This window comes from Nocardia terpenica, assembly GCF_013186535.1.
GTDB classification, from domain to species: domain Bacteria; phylum Actinomycetota; class Actinomycetes; order Mycobacteriales; family Mycobacteriaceae; genus Nocardia; species Nocardia terpenica.
Map to the genome: position 1 here is coordinate 309,581 of NZ_JABMCZ010000001.1, position 15,754 is coordinate 325,334.

The 15,754-nt window shown below is 69.3% G+C and carries 13 protein-coding genes; 11 read left to right on the forward strand and 2 right to left on the reverse strand.

What is annotated here, in order from left to right:
• Positions 1-124: 124 nt before the first annotated feature.
• Positions 125-1,642, reverse strand: coding sequence for a PucR family transcriptional regulator (locus HPY32_RS01550; RefSeq protein ID WP_067582406.1), 1,518 nt, complete (start codon positions 1,640-1,642; stop codon positions 125-127).
• Positions 1,643-1,767: 125 nt separating this feature from the next.
• On the opposite strand from HPY32_RS01550, the gene HPY32_RS01555 reads away from it, so the two are divergent.
• From HPY32_RS01555 to HPY32_RS01585, 7 genes are all read left to right on the forward strand, one after another.
• Positions 1,768-3,198: an aminobutyraldehyde dehydrogenase gene (locus tag HPY32_RS01555; protein WP_067582409.1), complete on the forward strand. Its 1,431-nt coding sequence runs from the start codon at positions 1,768-1,770 to the stop codon at positions 3,196-3,198.
• A 9-nt stretch (positions 3,199-3,207) separates the two neighbouring features.
• Positions 3,208-4,731 carry an APC family permease gene (locus HPY32_RS01560; RefSeq protein ID WP_067582412.1) on the forward strand — a complete coding sequence of 508 codons (1,524 nt, stop codon included), beginning with the start codon at positions 3,208-3,210 and terminating at the stop codon, positions 4,729-4,731.
• A 124-nt stretch (positions 4,732-4,855) separates the two neighbouring features.
• The gene (gene gabT, locus HPY32_RS01565; RefSeq protein WP_067582414.1) at positions 4,856-6,196 is read left to right on the forward strand and encodes a 4-aminobutyrate--2-oxoglutarate transaminase; all 1,341 of its coding nucleotides are present in this window, start codon (positions 4,856-4,858) and stop codon (positions 6,194-6,196) included.
• Positions 6,197-6,340: 144 nt separating this feature from the next.
• The gene (locus HPY32_RS01570; protein ID WP_067582417.1) at positions 6,341-7,795 is read left to right on the forward strand and encodes an NAD-dependent succinate-semialdehyde dehydrogenase; all 1,455 of its coding nucleotides are present in this window, start codon (positions 6,341-6,343) and stop codon (positions 7,793-7,795) included.
• A 49-nt stretch (positions 7,796-7,844) separates the two neighbouring features.
• Positions 7,845-8,420 carry a Uma2 family endonuclease gene (locus tag HPY32_RS01575; protein ID WP_197696392.1) on the forward strand — a complete coding sequence of 192 codons (576 nt, stop codon included), beginning with the start codon at positions 7,845-7,847 and terminating at the stop codon, positions 8,418-8,420.
• 87 nt (positions 8,421-8,507) lie between these two features.
• Complete coding sequence (locus HPY32_RS01580; protein WP_082870903.1) at positions 8,508-9,020, forward strand: mycothiol transferase; 513 nt, start codon at positions 8,508-8,510, stop codon at positions 9,018-9,020.
• Positions 9,021-9,028: 8 nt separating this feature from the next.
• Positions 9,029-9,886, forward strand: coding sequence for a GNAT family N-acetyltransferase (locus HPY32_RS01585; protein ID WP_067582423.1), 858 nt, complete (start codon positions 9,029-9,031; stop codon positions 9,884-9,886).
• 13 nt (positions 9,887-9,899) lie between these two features.
• Here the strand turns inward: HPY32_RS01585 and HPY32_RS01590 are convergent, their stop codons facing one another.
• On the reverse strand, positions 9,900-10,436 hold the full coding sequence (locus HPY32_RS01590; RefSeq protein WP_197696393.1) for a GNAT family N-acetyltransferase: 537 nt from the start codon (positions 10,434-10,436) through the stop codon (positions 9,900-9,902).
• Positions 10,437-10,520: 84 nt separating this feature from the next.
• On the opposite strand from HPY32_RS01590, the gene HPY32_RS01595 reads away from it, so the two are divergent.
• From HPY32_RS01595 to phoA, 4 genes are all read left to right on the forward strand, one after another.
• Complete coding sequence (locus HPY32_RS01595; RefSeq protein WP_067585564.1) at positions 10,521-12,137, forward strand: DUF885 domain-containing protein; 1,617 nt, start codon at positions 10,521-10,523, stop codon at positions 12,135-12,137.
• A gap of 148 nt (positions 12,138-12,285) precedes the next feature.
• Positions 12,286-12,780 carry an aggregation-promoting factor C-terminal-like domain-containing protein gene (locus HPY32_RS01600; RefSeq protein WP_082870904.1) on the forward strand — a complete coding sequence of 165 codons (495 nt, stop codon included), beginning with the start codon at positions 12,286-12,288 and terminating at the stop codon, positions 12,778-12,780.
• Between the two features lie 137 nt (positions 12,781-12,917).
• Positions 12,918-14,060 (forward strand): DUF475 domain-containing protein, encoded by a 1,143-nt coding sequence (locus tag HPY32_RS01605; RefSeq protein ID WP_067585570.1) that lies wholly within the window; start codon positions 12,918-12,920, stop codon positions 14,058-14,060.
• Positions 14,061-14,192: 132 nt separating this feature from the next.
• Complete coding sequence (gene phoA / locus HPY32_RS01610) at positions 14,193-15,683, forward strand: alkaline phosphatase (RefSeq protein WP_067582425.1); 1,491 nt, start codon at positions 14,193-14,195, stop codon at positions 15,681-15,683.
• The last annotated feature ends 71 nt before the right edge of the window (positions 15,684-15,754 follow it).

Here is a 15,754-nt window from a genome sequence, read left to right on the forward strand (position 1 = left end):
CAGTATCGATTCCGTAGGGTTCTCTTGACGCCGTCGGTGCTGTGCTCTCTTGCACCGTCACTTCCGGCGCGCGACTCGTGACGCCACGCGCGCCGGAAGACAGCCGGAAGACATCGGCGCATTCTCACGAATCCCGGGCCAGCAGGGCCAGCAGCAGTTCGGCGCGCACCCGGGCGCTGTCCAGGTCGACGCCGAGCAGATCCTGGGCCGCCGCGATTCGCTTGCGCAGCGTGTGCCGGTGCACGCCCAGCGCGATCGCCGCCGACTCCCACTGGCCGTTGGCCTCCAGGAAGGCGCGCAGCGCCGCCGTCAGCTCGGTGCCGTTCCCGCGGTCGTGCTCGGTCAGCGGCGTGAGCAGCGTATGTGCCATCGTGTCCAGCACCCGGCGGGTCTCGGCGAACGACAGCAGCGACCGGCCCGCCAGATCGCCGAATTCCACGGCGGCACCGCCGCGTTCGGCCGCCGAGGCCGCCAGACCGGCCGAGCGGGCCGCCTCGGCCAGCTCCGGTAGCGCGTGAGATTCGCTGAGTCCCAACCGGATCGACCTGCGGAAACCGGTATCTATGGTCAGGCGGCGGGCGAAATCTGCTGCCGCGCAACCCGGTAGCACCACCAGCACCCGATCGTGGTCGGTGTGCAGGAACAGGGGGTATCCGGCGCGCAGGGTCGCGTCGTCGATCGCCGCGCGCACCGCCGCGGCGGCCTCGGCCGAATCGCACTCGGCCGCAAGCACACCGATCCGCCCCCGCGCGTCGGTGATCTGCGCGAGCTGCGCCCACGCCGGGGCCGGATCGGTCTGGGCCCCCAGCAGCAGCGCCAGCGCCGTGCTGTTGAGCCGGTGCTGCGCCGCCCGCAGCCGCTCCGGTTTCTCGAAATCCAAGGCCAGCAACGAATTCGCGTGTCCGAGCAGAATCTGGTCGACATGGCCGAGCGGCGCCGGGCCGACCACCACCAGATCCCCGTAGGTGCGCGCGCCGACGCTGATGCGCTGATGGGTGAGCGATCGCCCGGACGGATCGGTGCGCACGCCGCTGGCCACCTCCGGATCCGCCGCCAGCGCCGCCCGCACCGTGCGCAGCAGGTCCTCGCCCGGGGCCGTCGGGTGCGCGTCGGTGAGCTGCCCGGCCGGGTCCAGCACCAGCACCGTCGCGCCCAGCGAGGTCGCCAGCTCCCGCACGATCGCCTGCGCGCCGGATCGCACCAGCGCCCGCGTCATTCGCGGCTGCGCGCGCGAGGCCCGCAGCAGCGCGTCGTATTGGAGTTCGGCCACGCGCGCGGTCACCCGCTTGACGATGGCCGCGAACGGGGTCGGCAGCGGCACCTCGAACAGCGGAATCCCGATCTCGTCCGCGGTCGCCACCAGTTCGGGCGGGATCTCGGGGTGCGACAGGCCGGTGCCGAAACCCACCGCGGCGACGCCGCATTCGTCGAAGCCGCGCAGAAAGGCCCGACGCTCGGCCGAACTCGCGGGCAACCGCATGCCGGTGGTCAGCACCAGCTCACCGCCGGACAGCCAGCGATACGGATTGTCCAGCTCGGTGGTGAGGACGAGATCGACGGTGCGGGCCACGCCGGTGCCGCCGCCGACGAGGCGGATCGCGAGATCGGGTTGGGACAATACCCAGCTAACAGGAACGGACATCGAGTCGAGTGTACAAATCGTCGAAGCATCGGTGTGTAGCGCGCCATTTCGGCAGGCGCGCGGGGATGTGGCTCAGCGCACACTGGCGGTGAAATGTAACGCCCGACAGATGGACGGTGAACGCAGTGCCGAGTCCCGTACTCCAGAACTACATCGACGGCGAATTCGTGGCGTCGTCCGCCACCTCGACGATCGACCTGGTCAATCCGGTCGACGAGAGCGTGGTGGCGCAGGCGCCCGTTTCCGGGGCCGCCGATGTCGATGCCGCCATGGCCGCCGCCGAGCGGGCATTCCGGACCTGGGGGAGGACCACGCCGGGCAAACGCCAAGCCGCGTTGCTCGCGCTGGCCGATGCCATCGAGGCGCACAGCGACGAACTGGTGGAGGCGCAGTGCCGCAACACCGGTCAGCCCAAGGCGATCATCGCCGCCGAGGAGGTGGCGGTCAGCGCCGATCAGGTCCGGTTCTTCGCGGGCGCGGCCCGGTTGCTGGAGGGCCGCGCGGCGGGTGAGTACATGGAGGGGTTCACCTCCTATGTGCGGCGCGAGCCGATCGGCGTGGTCGGCCAGGTGACGCCGTGGAACTACCCGCTCATGATGGCGATCTGGAAGATCGGGCCCGCGCTGGCGGCCGGTAACACCATCGTGCTCAAGCCCAGCGACACCACGCCGGAGAGCACGCTGGTGCTGGCCCGGCTCACGAAAGGCATTCTGCCGGATGGGGTTTTCAATGTGGTGCTCGGCGACGCCGGCACCGGTGAACTGATCGTGAACCACGCGACCCCCGGCCTGGTGTCGATCACCGGCTCGGTGCGGGCCGGTATCGCGGTGGCGGGCGCGGCCGCGCAGCAGCTCAAGCGCACCCACCTCGAGCTCGGCGGCAAGGCCCCGGCCGTGGTGTTCGGCGATGTCGATATCGCCAAGGCCGCCAACGGGATTGCCGAGGCGGCGTTCTTCAACGCCGGGCAGGACTGCACCGCCGCCACCCGGGTGCTGGTGCACGAATCGGTGCGCGACCAGCTGGTGGATGCCCTGGTGCGCAAGGCCGAAACGGTCAAGCCGGGGCTGCCCGACGATCCGGACACCTTCTACGGCCCGCTCAACAATGTCAACCACTATGCCGCCGTGATGGGCAAGCTGGCCGCGCTGCCCGCGCACGCGAAGGTACTCACCGGCGGAAATCGGGTGGGGGACAAGGGTTTCTTCGTCGCGCCGACCGTCGTCGCCGATGTGCGCCAGGACGATCCGATCGTGCAGGAGGAGACCTTCGGCCCGGTGCTGACCGTGCAGTCGTTCCGCGACGAGGCCGAGGCGATCGAGCTGGCCAACGGCGTGCGCTACGGCCTGGCCGCCAGCGTCTGGACCCGCGATCACGGCACGGTCGAAAGGCTCACCCGGGCACTGGATTTCGGCGCGGTATGGGTGAACTGTCACATCCCGCTGGTGGCGGAGATGCCGCACGGCGGATTCAAGTTCTCCGGGTACGGCAAGGATCTGTCGGCCTACAGCGTGGAGGAATACACGCGCGTCAAGCATGTGATGAGCACGCACGACTAGGCCGCACGGGTGACGACGACGGTCGACGAACAGGGGTTCGTCGACAAGGGTTTGGCCGCGGGTAAGGTCGGCACGTTCGCCGGTGCGGTACTGGGGATTTCGACGGTCGCGCCCGGGTACACGCTGACCGCGAGCATCGGGTTGATGGTGGCGGCGGTCGGGTTGAAGATGCCCGCCATCATTCTCGCCGGATTCGTGCCGATGTTCCTCACCGCGTACGCGTATCGGGAACTGAATTCCCGGATTCCGGACTGTGGGGCCTCGTTCACGTGGTCGGCCAAGGCATTCGGGCCGTACGTGGGGTGGATGTGCGGGTGGGGCATGGTCATGGCGACCACGATCGTGCTGTCGAATCTGGCCTCGATCGGCGTGGAGTTCGCATATCTGTTCCTGGCCAAGGTGTTCGATCAACCCGGCCTCGCGGAACTGGCGGACAACAAGGCCGTGAACATCGTGAGCACGCTGGTGTTCATCGCCGTGGCGACGGCGGTATCCAGCCGCGGCATCACCACCAGTCAGCGGGTGCAGTACGTGCTGGTCGGGTTCCAGATGGTGGTGCTGATCGGCTTCGCGGTGACCGCGCTGATTCGCGTCGGGGCCGGAAACGCCCCGGCCGGACTGCATTTCGAGCCGGGCTGGTTCAATCCGTTCACCGGGCTGACGCTGAGCGCGTTCGCGATCGGCGTCACCGGATCCATCTTCGCCTTCTGGGGCTGGGACACCTGCCTGACCCTGGGGGAGGAGTCCAGGGATCCGAATCGGGTGCCGGGGCGGGCCGGGCTGCTGTGTGTGCTGTCGATCCTGCTCACCTATCTGCTCGTCGCGGTCGCGGTGATGATGTACGCCGGGACCGGGACCGACGGGCTGGGGCTGGGCAATGGGGCCAACGCCGCCAACGTTTTCGGGGCGCTCGCCGATCCGGTGCTCGGGTCGTGGGGCGGGCCGGTGTTGATGCTGGCGGTGCTGGCGTCGTCGGCGGCGAGCTTGCAGACGACCTTCCTGCCCGGGGCGCGCACCATGCTGGCGATGGGGGTGTACGGGGCGTTCCCGAAGCGGTTCGCCGAGGTGCATCCGCGGTTTCTGGTGCCGTCCTACAGCACGGTGGTCGCGGGCGTGGTGACCGGTGGCTTCTATACGGTCGTGACGCTGCTGTCGGAGCACACGCTGATGGATACCGTTGCGGCACTGGGCATCATGATCTGCTGGTACTACGGGATCACGGCGTTCGCGTGCGTGTGGTACTTCCGGCGGGAGCTGTTGTCGAGCGCTCGGAACCTGGTGTTCAAGGGGGTGTTCCCGCTGCTGGGCGGGGTCATGCTGCTGGCGGTGTTCGTGGTGTCGGTGCGGGAGAGCATGAATCCGGCCAACGGGTCGGGGGCGTCGATCGGCGGCATCGGGCTGGTGTTCTTCATGGGCTTCGGGATGCTGGTGCTGGGGGCCGTGCTGATGCTGGTGATGTGCTGGCGTGCCCCGGAGTACTTCCGCGGCCGGATGCCGGAGCGGGCGGCGATGGTCGTGGCGGAGACCGGGTAGCCGGGTCGCGCACTGGACGAAATGTCGTGGCCGCCGGGTCCGCGATGGCCGGATCGGCGCTGGTCCGCGCGCTGTCGGCGGCGAAAACTATGGGTAGCTGTTCAATTCGACGGGAGTATTTTCGATGACCGAGATCGCCTACCGGTTGCCGCAGCGGCGGCAACTGGTCACCGCCCTGCCCGGGCCGCGTTCGCAGGCGCTGGCCGCGCGCCGGAAGGCGGCGGTGGCCGCGGGGGTGGGCTCGTCGGTACCGGTGTACGCGGCCGACGCGGACGGCGGCGTGATCGTCGATGTGGACGGCAATGCGCTGATCGACCTGGGGTCGGGCATCGCGGTGACCGGTGTCGGGGCATCGAATCCGGCGGTGGCGGCGGCGGTGGCCGAGCAGGCGGCACGCTTCACGCACACGTGCTTCATGGTCACCCCGTACGAGGGATACGTGCGGGTGGCCGAGGAGTTGGCGGCGCTGACGCCCGGTGCGCACGCCAAGCGCAGCGTGCTGTTCAACTCCGGTGCGGAGGCGGTGGAGAACGCCGTCAAGATCGCGCGGCTGGCCACCGGGCGCAGCGCGGTCGTCGCGTTCGACCACGCCTATCACGGGCGCACCAATCTGACCATGGCGTTGACCGCGAAATCCATGCCGTACAAGGCGAATTTCGGTCCGTTCGCGCCGGAGATCTACCGGATGCCGATGTCGTATCCCTTCCGCGACGAACCGGGGCTGACCGGGGAACAGGCGGCGCGGCGGGCGATCTCGCGGATCGAGACGCAGCTCGGGGCGCAGACGGTGGCGGCGCTCGTGATCGAGCCGATTCAGGGTGAGGGCGGATTCGTCGTCCCCGCACCGGGATTCCTGGCGACGCTGTCGGAATGGGCTGCGGCGCAGGGGATCGTCTTCATCGCCGACGAGGTGCAGACCGGATTCGCGCGCACCGGTGCGTGGTTCGCGTGCGAGCACGAGGGCGTGGTGCCCGACCTGATCACGCTGGCCAAGGGTATCGCCGGTGGCATGCCGCTGGCCGCGGTCACCGGCCGCGCCGACCTGCTCGACGCGGTCCATCCGGGCGGCCTCGGCGGCACCTACGGCAGCAACCCGGTCGCCTGCGCCGCCGCCCTGGCGACCATCGACCAGATGCGCGAGCTGGACCTGTGCGGGCGGGCGCGTGCCATCGAGGCCGCGGTCCTGCCCCGCCTGCGGGACCTGGCCGCGGAGACGGGCGTGATCGGCGATGTGCGCGGGCGGGGGGCGATGCTGGCGATCGAACTGGTGCGAGAGGGGGGTGAGCCGGACGCGGATTTGGCCAAAGCGGTTGCCGCGGAGGCATTCTCGCGGGGTGTTGTGCTGCTGACGTGCGGGTCGTTCGGGAATGTGATTCGGCTGCTGCCGCCGTTGGTCATCGGGGATGACTTGCTGGCGGAGGGGATTGACGTGCTCGGGGAGTCGTTGCGGGCGGCTGTGGGGTGAGGGGATCCCGGCCAAAAGCATGCCGGGATCAAAGATGTCGGGCGTGCCGGGATGGAGATGTCGGGCGGCCAACCCCCCTGATCCCGGCGTGCTTTTGGCCGGGATCTCCACGTGACCAGTGAATTGGATTGAGGAGCAATGATTATGGCCGATTGTGCCGAGGTACTGGGGCGGATTCCGACCAGGCTGTGGATCGGTGGGGAGCAGGCGGGCGCGAAGGGTGGGCGGACGTTCGAGGTGTGCGATCCGGCTACCGGGGCGGTGCTGGCCGAGGTGGCGGATGCGGGGGCCGAAGACGGGGAGCGGGCATTGGCCGCGGCCGCCGCGGCGCAGGCCGGGTGGGCGGCGACGCCTGCTCGGGAGCGGGCCGAAATACTGCGGCGGGCTTGGGAATTGGTGATGGCGCGGCGCGACGAGTTCGCGCTGGTGATGACCATGGAGATGGGTAAGCCGCTGGCGGAATCGCAGGGGGAGGTCACCTACGGCGGCGAGTTCCTGCGGTGGTTCGCCGAGGAGGCCGTGCGGATCAACGGGCGCTATACGCGGTCGCCGTCGGGGACCGGGCGGATCCTGGTGACCAAGCAGCCGGTGGGGCCGACGCTGGCCATCACGCCGTGGAACTTCCCGCTGGCCATGGGAACTCGCAAGATCGCGCCCGCCTTCGCCGCGGGCTGCACCATGGTGGTGAAGCCCGCCGCCGAGACACCGCTGACCATGCTGCTGCTCGGGCAGGTCTTCGCCGACGCCGGGTTGCCGCCGGGCGTGCTGTCCATCCTGCCGACCTCGCGCGCGGCCGAGCTGACCGATCCGATGTTCGCCGACGCGCGGCTGCGCAAGGTCACCTTCACCGGATCGACGGGTGTCGGGAAACTGCTTGTGGCACAGTCGGCCTCGCGGGTGCTGCGCACCTCCATGGAGCTCGGCGGCAATGCGCCGTTCGTGGTGTTCGACGACGCCGACCTCGATGCCGCCGTGGACGGCGCCATCCTGGCCAAGATGCGCAATATCGGCGAGGCGTGCACGGCGGCCAACCGATTCCACGTCGACAATGCCGTGCGCGCCGAGTTCACCGCCCGGCTGACCGACCGGATGAAGGCGCTGAAGATCGGCCCCGGCTACCTGGAGGGTTCCCAGGTCGGCCCGCTCATCAGCGAGAAGCAGCGCGCCACCGTCGCCGACCTGGTGGCCGACGCGGTCGCCAAGGGCGCGGTCGTCACCACCGGCGGCACCCCCCTGCTCGGCGAGGGCTACTTCTTCGAGCCGACCGTCCTCGCCGACGTCCCCGCCGACGCCCGAATCCTGCGCGAGGAGGTCTTCGGCCCCGTCGCCGCCATCACCGGCTTCGACGGCGAACAGGCAGGCATCGCCGCCGCCAACGACACCGAATACGGTTTGGCCGCATACATCTACACCACCAACCTGGACCGCGCCCTCCGCGTCGCCGACTCCCTGGAATCCGGCATGGTAGGCATCAACCGCGGCATCATCTCCGACGTAGCCGCCCCCTTCGGCGGAGTCAAAGAATCCGGCCTCGGCCGCGAAGCAGGCACCGAGGGCATAGCGGAGTACCTGGAAACGAAGTACATCGCCTTGCCCTAGCCGCCTCGAGCTATGTTTGACGACGAGCCGTCCGCAAGGAGTGATATCCGTGACTGTCGCCGCGATGCACCCACGCCCGGGCAATCTGCGGGCTGCGGCCGAGCAGATCGAACGTGCCACGGGCTTGCGTGTCGAGATATTGGGAGGCCATCTCGTGATGTCACCGACGCCGCGTGGCAAACACGCGGGGACGGTCAGGCGTTTGCGCAGGCAGATCGAGGCGGCCATACCGGCTGGCCTGGCGCCCTACGAGGTTTCGTCGGTAGCCATGCCTGGCGATGCGGACGACTACTGCACACCGGATCTCGTGATCCTTCCGGATTCCTGGGACCAGGACGACGAATGGCTGGCGGATCCGGGGGACGTCGAGCTGGCTGTCGAGGTGATCTCGAAGAGCGAGAAGGCAAAGGAAATAACCGATAAGAACGGCTGGTACAGCGTGGCGGGTGTGCGCATGCTACTGGTCGTCGACCCGCGATTCGGGCGTTGGACCCTCTACACCCACCCCAGGGACGGTGTCTACCACGGCCGCCTCGACGGTGACTACGGTGACCCGATTCCACTCCCCGAACCATTCGCCCTGAACCTCGACAGTGGTTGCCTGCCACGCTATGGCGATGGCTGACGAATAAGGCTTCCTCCGCGTGGTTGTTGTCGGTGGGGGTGTGTACGGTCGGGGCCGGGGTAGCTACGCGGGGAAGGAGATTCGGGCGTGAGTGGTAGTGCCGATGTGTTGGTCGATGGGTATGAGCGGGTTCGGGAGGTGGTGCACGAGGCTGTCGACGGGCTCGATGAGCAGGGGCTGGCGTTTCGGGTGGACCCGGGGGCCAACTCCATTGCCTGGCTGGTGTGGCATTTGACGCGGGTGCAGGATGACCATATTGCCGAGGTGGCGGGGCTGGAGCAGGTGTGGACGGCGCGCGGGTGGTATGAGCGGTTCGCGCTGCCGATCGACCGGCGGGCGACCGGATACGGGGACAGCGCCGACGCGGTGGGCCTCGTGCGGGCGTCCGCCGAACTGCTGACCGGCTATTACGACGCGGTGCACGAGCAGACGCTGCGGTACGTGCGGGACCTGCGCGACGAGGATCTGTCGCGCGTCGTCGACCGGCGTTATCGGCCGCCGGTCACGCTGGGTGTGCGGCTGGTGAGTGTCATCTCCGACGATCTCCAGCATGCCGGGCAGGCCGCGTATCTGCGCGGTGTCATTCTGCGGACGCAGTAGGGGCAGACGTGACGACGACCGAAGCGGATCGGCTGGTCGTCGCCGCGGCCACGGTCGAGGAATGGTCCTCGACCGTCACGGGCTGGGCGGCCGACGAGGGCTGGAATCCGGGCCATCATGATGTGCGCGCGTTCTTCGCGCAGGACCCGGCGGGCTTCTTCCTCGGGCGCCTCGACGGCGAACCGGTCAGCGCGGTGTCGGTCGTCACCTACGGTCCCGACTACGCGTTCCTCGGTTTCTACCTGGTGCGGCCGGAGCTGCGCGGGCGCGGGCTCGGGCTGGCCACCTGGCGTGCCGGGCTGCGGCACGCGGGGAACCGCACGGTCGGGCTGGACGGCGTGCCCGCCCAGCAACACAACTATCGCGCAAGCGGTTTCGAGCTGGCCTACCACTCCGCCCGCTACCGGGGCATACCCCGGCTGCCGCCGCCCGACGGCACGGTCCGGCCGCTGACCCCGGCCGACGATCTCACCGCCGTGCACGCCTACGACAGCGCCTGCCTGCCCGCCGACCGTCCCGCATTCCTGACCGCATGGCTCGCCGGACCCGGCCACCACACGGTCGGGCGCATTGTCGACGGCACCCTCACCGGCTACGCCGTCGTCCGCCCCGCCCGCGACTCGGCCCGGGTGGGACCGCTGTTCGCCGACACCCCCGAGGACGCCACCCACCTGCTGTCCGCCCTCGCCGCGCAGGCGGGCGGCCCGCTGGCCATCGACGTCCCGCTCTACAACGAGGGCGCCGTCCGGCTGGTCGAGCAGGCCGGTCTGCGTCCCGGCTTCGAGACCGCCCGCATGTACACCGGCCCCGTGCGCGATTACGCCCGCCATCGCGTCTACGGCGCCACGACGCTCGAATTGGGTTGATACCCGGCGGAATTCAGGTCAGGCGCGCGTACATGTACATGTCGACGGGTCGGCCCGCGATCCGCTGCCACCGGCGCAGCAGCCCCTCCCGGTGGTACCCGGCCGACTCCGCGGCGCGCCACGACCCCTCGTTCCAGGGTTCGATGTACAGCTCGAGCCGCGACACCTCCTCGAGCGTCGAGCCCCAGTCGGTGAGCAGCCGCAGGGCCCGGCCCGCGTAGCCGCGACGGCGGAAGCGCGGCCCGACCCAGTACCCGATCGAGGCCCGGCCGTGGTCGATATTGCGCCGCATGAGCGAGATCTGCCCGACCGCGGCGTCGGTGTCGTAGTCCGCGACGGCGAACGACCAGCCCTCCCCGGCGGCCGCCCGCTGATGCTGACGCCGGACGTACGCGTGCGCGTCGACCTCGTCACCATTGGCGGAAACAGTTGTGATCCAAGGGATCAGCGGATCCCGCCCGGCCTCCATGACCAGGTACACATCGGCCGCGGCGAAGGGGCGCAGCCGAATCTTCTCGCCCTCCAGTACGGGCATGGTCAACTCGCTCACGGCTTCGAGCCCACACCCGCGAGCCGCGCCGTGCAACCCAAAATTGGCGTCGCGGTGATCGATTCGACAGGTACCGTGGCCGGTATGTCGACCTTCGTGGAGCGAGCCGGGCGGATCGTCGATGCGATACTGCGGACGGATCCGGACGCGGGCGCGCTGGTGGGCGATCATCGGGCCGACGGACAGCTGCCGGACTGGTCCGCGACCGCGGTGGGGGAGCGGGTCGCCATGCTCCGGGAGGCGTCGCACGCGCTGGCCGAGGTCGACGACGAGGCGCTGCCCGCCGAGGACCGGGTGGACCACGCGCTGCTGCAGCAGTATGTGGACGCGGCGCTGTTCGAGCTCACCGAGCTGCGCGAGCACGAGTGGAACCCGTTGCGGCACAACCCCGGAAGCCTGCTGTACACGCTGATCGCGCGCCCGTTCGCGCCGCCCGAGCAGCGACTCGAGGCGCTCACCGCGCGCCTGACGGCGCTGCCCGACGCGTTGGCCACCGCCCGCGGGACACTGACCGACTGCCCGCGCATCCACGTCGAGACCGCCATCGGCCAGTTCGGCGGCCTCGCCGCGCTCATTCGCGAGCAGGTGCCCGCCCTCGCCGCGCAGGTCCCGGGCGCGAACCCGGAACCGGTGCTCGCGGCGGCGGTTTCGGCGGTCGACGACTTCGCGGGCTGGCTGCGCAAGCGACTCGACCACTCCACCCGCGACCCCCGGCTGGGCAGGAGAATGTGGGAGGCCAGGCTGTGGCACACCCTGGACACCGAGCTGAGCCCCGCGCAGATCCTCGACGGCGCCCAGCGGCGCGTGGATCACCTGCTCGACCAGATGCGCTGCGCCGCAGGCGAACTCCTGGGCGTCGCCCGGCCCGACGACGACACCGTGCGGGCCGCGCTGGACCACCTGGCCGCCGACCACCCCACCAACGACACCATCGTCGCCCTCGCCGCCACCGCCCTCGACGAGGCCCGCGCCTTCGTCGCCGAGCACGACCTCGTGACGCCGGTGGGCGACATGCTGGTCCTGCAGGAGATGCCGGAGTTCGCCCGCGGCATCTCGGTCGCCTACTGCGACCCCGTCGGACCGCTCGAGACCGCGGACATACCCACCTTCTACGCCATCGCCCCCGCGCCCGCCGACTGGTCACCGGCCCGGGTGGCGTCGTTCTATCGCGAATACAACAGCCACATGGTCCGCAACCTCACCGTGCACGAGGCGATACCCGGCCACTACCTGCAGCTGGCGCACGCGCGCCGGTTCCGCGGCTCGACGCCGGTGCGCGGGCTGTGCTGGAGCGGGCCGTTCGTCGAGGGCTGGGCATGCTACACCGAGGAACTCATGTCCGAGCACGGCTTCGGCGGCCTGCCGGTGCGCATGCAGCGGCTCAAGTCGCATTTGCGCGGGGCCGTCAATGCCCTTCTCGACCAGGGCGTGCACTGCGACGGCCTGACCGAGGCCGAGGCCATGGACCTCATGGTGCGGCGCGGCTTCCAGGAGGAGGGCGAGGCCGCGGGCAAGTGGCGGCGCGCGCAGCTGTCCTCGGCCCAGCTGTCGACGTACTTCGTCGGCTACAGCGAGGTCTCGGCCATCGCCGCCGCCCGGCCCGCCGGCACCTCGCCGCGCGCCTGGCACGACGCGATGATCGGGCACGGATCGCCGTCGCCGCGCCATCTGCGGGCGCTGCTGGAATTGCCCGGGAATTGATACGAATAAATTCCCCGGCGCGTGTTTCGGCGAATCGCTGACACGCCGTAACGCAATACCCGGTATTTTCCGCGGTTAATGGTTTGCTCTTTTTCGCACCGCTGACGTTTCTTGCCTGTCGGTCGACGAGAAAGGAAACGAACCACCGATGCCGCATCGAATCTCACGGGGATTCGCAACGGTCGGGATCTGCTGTGCCGCCGCCGTGGTTATTGCCGCGTTCCCCGTCGCCACCGCCTCGGCCGATGTCGTCGACAGCGCCGTGACCAGCGTGGATGACGACAGCGACGCGGTCTCCTCGGCGGTGGTGCCGGATCTGATCGGCCTGGGCGCCGGATTGGTCTGGCCTTTGCTGCGGCTGCCTCCGAAAATTGCGGCGCGCATCATCGTGCCGCCGGATCAGTACGATTCCTTCGACAACATCATCACCCGCGAAAGCGGCTGGAACACGTTTGCGATCAACCCCGCCTCCGGTGCGTACGGACTCGGCCAGGCGCTGCCGCCGCAGAAAATGGCCACGCACGGACCGGACTGGCCGGTCAATCCGGTCACCCAGATCCGGTGGGCCTACGACTACATGAACCAGCGCTACGGCAGCCCGAACGGGGCCTGGGCTTTCTGGCAGGCGCACGGCTGGTACTGATCCGGCGAACAGTTCCGTCCGGTGATTGTGAGAGCGCCCGCCGAGCTGTCACAATCAACCCAGGGTTGCGGGCACTCTGGATGCCGCTATCCGTGGAGACCAAACCCGCGGGTGTCGGGCTGACGAAAGGCATCGACATGTTCGTGCGCGTGTTCGCCCTGTCGTTCATCGTCGCGGTGGCGGCGCTGCTGGTAGCGCTGATCTACGGCGGCCCACAGGCGCTCGTGCTGGCCGCGATCCTCGGCGTCCTCGAGGTGTCGCTGTCGTTCGACAACGCCGTGGTCAATGCCAGTGTGCTGCAACGAATGAGCCGGTTCTGGCAGCGGATGTTCCTCACCGTCGGCGTGCTGATCGCGGTGTTCGGCATGCGGCTGCTGTTCCCGCTGATCGTCGTCGCCATCGGCGCGCACCTGGACCCGCTGCGCGCCCTGGACCTGGCGCTGCACCCGCCCGCGGGCGGGGCGCCGTTCTTCGCCGACGGGCGGCCCAGCTACGAAACCCTGCTGGGCGACGCCAATCCCAAGATCGCCACCTTCGGCGGCATGTTCCTGCTGCTGCTGTTCCTGAACTTCGTGTGCGGCGAGCGCGAGGTGAGCTGGCTGTCGTGGCTGGAGCGGCCGCTGGCCCGGCTGGGCCGGTTCAACATGTTCACCGTCGTGGTGTCGCTCATCGTGCTGGTGCTGGTCGCGGGCATCGTCGCGCCGAACGACAAGGCCGACGTGGTGATGGTCGCCGGGGCGCTGGGCATGGCCACCTACTTCCTGGTCGACGGGCTCGGCGCGCACTTCGAACACTCCGAGGAGTCCGACGCGTCCGACCGGCGCGGGCCCTCCCGGGTCGCGGTCGTGACCGGTCGGGCCGCGTTCTTCGGCTTCCTCTATCTCGAGGTGCTGGACGCCTCGTTCTCCTTCGACGGCGTCATCGGGTCGTTCGCGATCACCGCGGACCCGATCATCATCGCGCTGGGGCTGGGTCTCATCGGCGCGATGTTCGTCCGCTCCATCACCGTCTACCTGGTCCGCAAGGGCACGCTGTCGGAGTACATCTATCTCGAGCACGGCGCGCACTGGGCGATCGGCGCGCTCGCGGTCGTGCTGCTCTACTCCACCGGTCACCACATCGACGAGATCGCCACGGGCCTGATCGGCGTCACCATCATCGCCGCCGCCTACCTCAGCAGCGTGATCTACAACCGGCGGCACCGATCCGACGACGGTGACACCGCGGCGGAGCGCAACCTACTGAGCGAGGCCGAGACCCGCGAGGTCGCCGCAAGCTGACCGTCGTGGTTCCGGCATGCTTTTGGCCGGAATGTCCCTTTCATCCGTTTGTCACCATGGTGTTGCCAGTGGTTCAGACCGGACCGGCACGATCCGCTGGACTGTTTCCTCGAGTGGCAGATGGGGTTTCGCATGCCGGTCGTCTCGTCCAATTCCGTGTCTCGTCGGCGTCGCGTGGTCGCGGCCGCCGGGGTGGCGGCCGTGCTCGCCGGTGTGGTGACCGCCTGCGGGTCCGATTCCGGCAGGCAGTCGGTCGGCGAGCCGATCAGCCCCGGTGCGCGGGGAACGCTGACCGACAACGGCGGAGCGCGCCGGCTCACCGGCGATCGCAGCGCGGCGCTGCGGGCGTCGATCGACTCCGGGCGGGCCCGCAATGTCATCCTGCTGATCGGCGACGGCATGGGCGATTCGGAGATCACGGTGGCGCGCAATGTCGCCGAGGGCGCGGGCGGCTTTTTCCGGGGCATCGACGCGCTGCCGCTGACCGGCTCCTACACCCACTACTCGCTGGACAAGGCCACCGGGAAGCCGGACTACGTCACCGACTCCGCGGCCAGCGGCTCGGCCTGGGCGACCGGCACCAAGACCTACAACGGCGCGATCGGGGTGAACCTCGCCGGTGCGCCGCAGGCCAATCTGCTCGAGATCGCCAAGGCGAACGGCAAGGCCACCGGCAATGTGACCACCGCCGAGATCCAGGACGCCACCCCGGCCGTGCTCGCCGCGCACGTCACCGACCGCAAATGCTATGGGCCCGAGGAGACCTCGGTGAAGTGCCCGGCCAACGCGCTCGAACGCGGCGGCCTCGGCTCGATCAGCGAGCAGCTGCTGAACACCCGCGCCGATGTGACGCTCGGCGGCGGCGCGAAGAGCTTCGAGCAGCGCGCGACCGCCGGGCAGTATCAGGGCAAGACGCTGCGCGAGCAGGCGCAGTCGCGCGGATACACGCTCGTGTCCGATCGCGCCGGGCTGGACGCGGTGGCCAAGGCCGACCAGGACACGCCGCTGCTCGGCCTGTTCGCGCCGGGCAATATGCCGGTCCGCTGGACCGGTGACAAGGCGGTGCGCGACGGCATCGCCCGCCCCGCCCAGACCTGCCGGGACAATCCGGAGCGCAAGGTCGACACCCAGCCCGACCTGGCGACCATGACCCGCAAGGCCATCGATCTGCTGAAGGGCCGCGGGGACGGCTTCTTCCTCCAGGTGGAGGGCGCCTCGATCGATAAGCAGGACCACGCCGCCGATCCGTGCGGGCAGATCGGCGAGACCGTCGACCTGGACGCCGCGGTGCAGTCCGCGCTGGAGTTCGCCAAGGCGGACGGCAACACCCTCGTCATCGTGACCGCGGACCACGCGCACAGCAGCCAGATCGTGCCGCTGGACACCAAGTCGGCCGCCCTCACCAGCCGGATCGTCACCAAGGACGGCGCGGAGATGGGAGTGTCCTACGGCACCGCCGAGGAGGGCGGCTCGCAGGAGCACACGGGCACCCAGCTGCGCGTCGCGGCCTACGGGCCGCGGGCGGCCAATGTGGTCGGGCTGAGCGACCAGACGGATCTGTTCTTCACCATGTCGGATGCGCTGGGGCTGGATCGGGGGAAGAAGGCTGTGGCGGGGAAGTAGTTTCTCTTGGTCCCGGCCAAAAGCATGCCGGGACCAAGAGGGTGGAGGCTTCTGCATGGTCCCGGCCAAAA

Coding starts and splice junctions, on each gene's coding strand:
- HPY32_RS01605 (WP_067585570.1), top strand. CDS start 12,918: ATGTTCGTGCGCGTGTTCGCCCTGTCGTTCATCGTCGCGGTGGCGGCG.
- phoA (WP_067582425.1), top strand. CDS start 14,193: ATGCCGGTCGTCTCGTCCAATTCCGTGTCTCGTCGGCGTCGCGTGGTC.
- HPY32_RS01595 (WP_067585564.1), top strand. CDS start 10,521: ATGTCGACCTTCGTGGAGCGAGCCGGGCGGATCGTCGATGCGATACTG.
- gabT (WP_067582414.1), top strand. CDS start 4,856: ATGACCGAGATCGCCTACCGGTTGCCGCAGCGGCGGCAACTGGTCACC.
- HPY32_RS01570 (WP_067582417.1), top strand. CDS start 6,341: ATGGCCGATTGTGCCGAGGTACTGGGGCGGATTCCGACCAGGCTGTGG.
- HPY32_RS01550 (WP_067582406.1), bottom strand. CDS start 1,642: ATGTCCGTTCCTGTTAGCTGGGTATTGTCCCAACCCGATCTCGCGATC.
- HPY32_RS01600 (WP_082870904.1), top strand. CDS start 12,286: ATGCCGCATCGAATCTCACGGGGATTCGCAACGGTCGGGATCTGCTGT.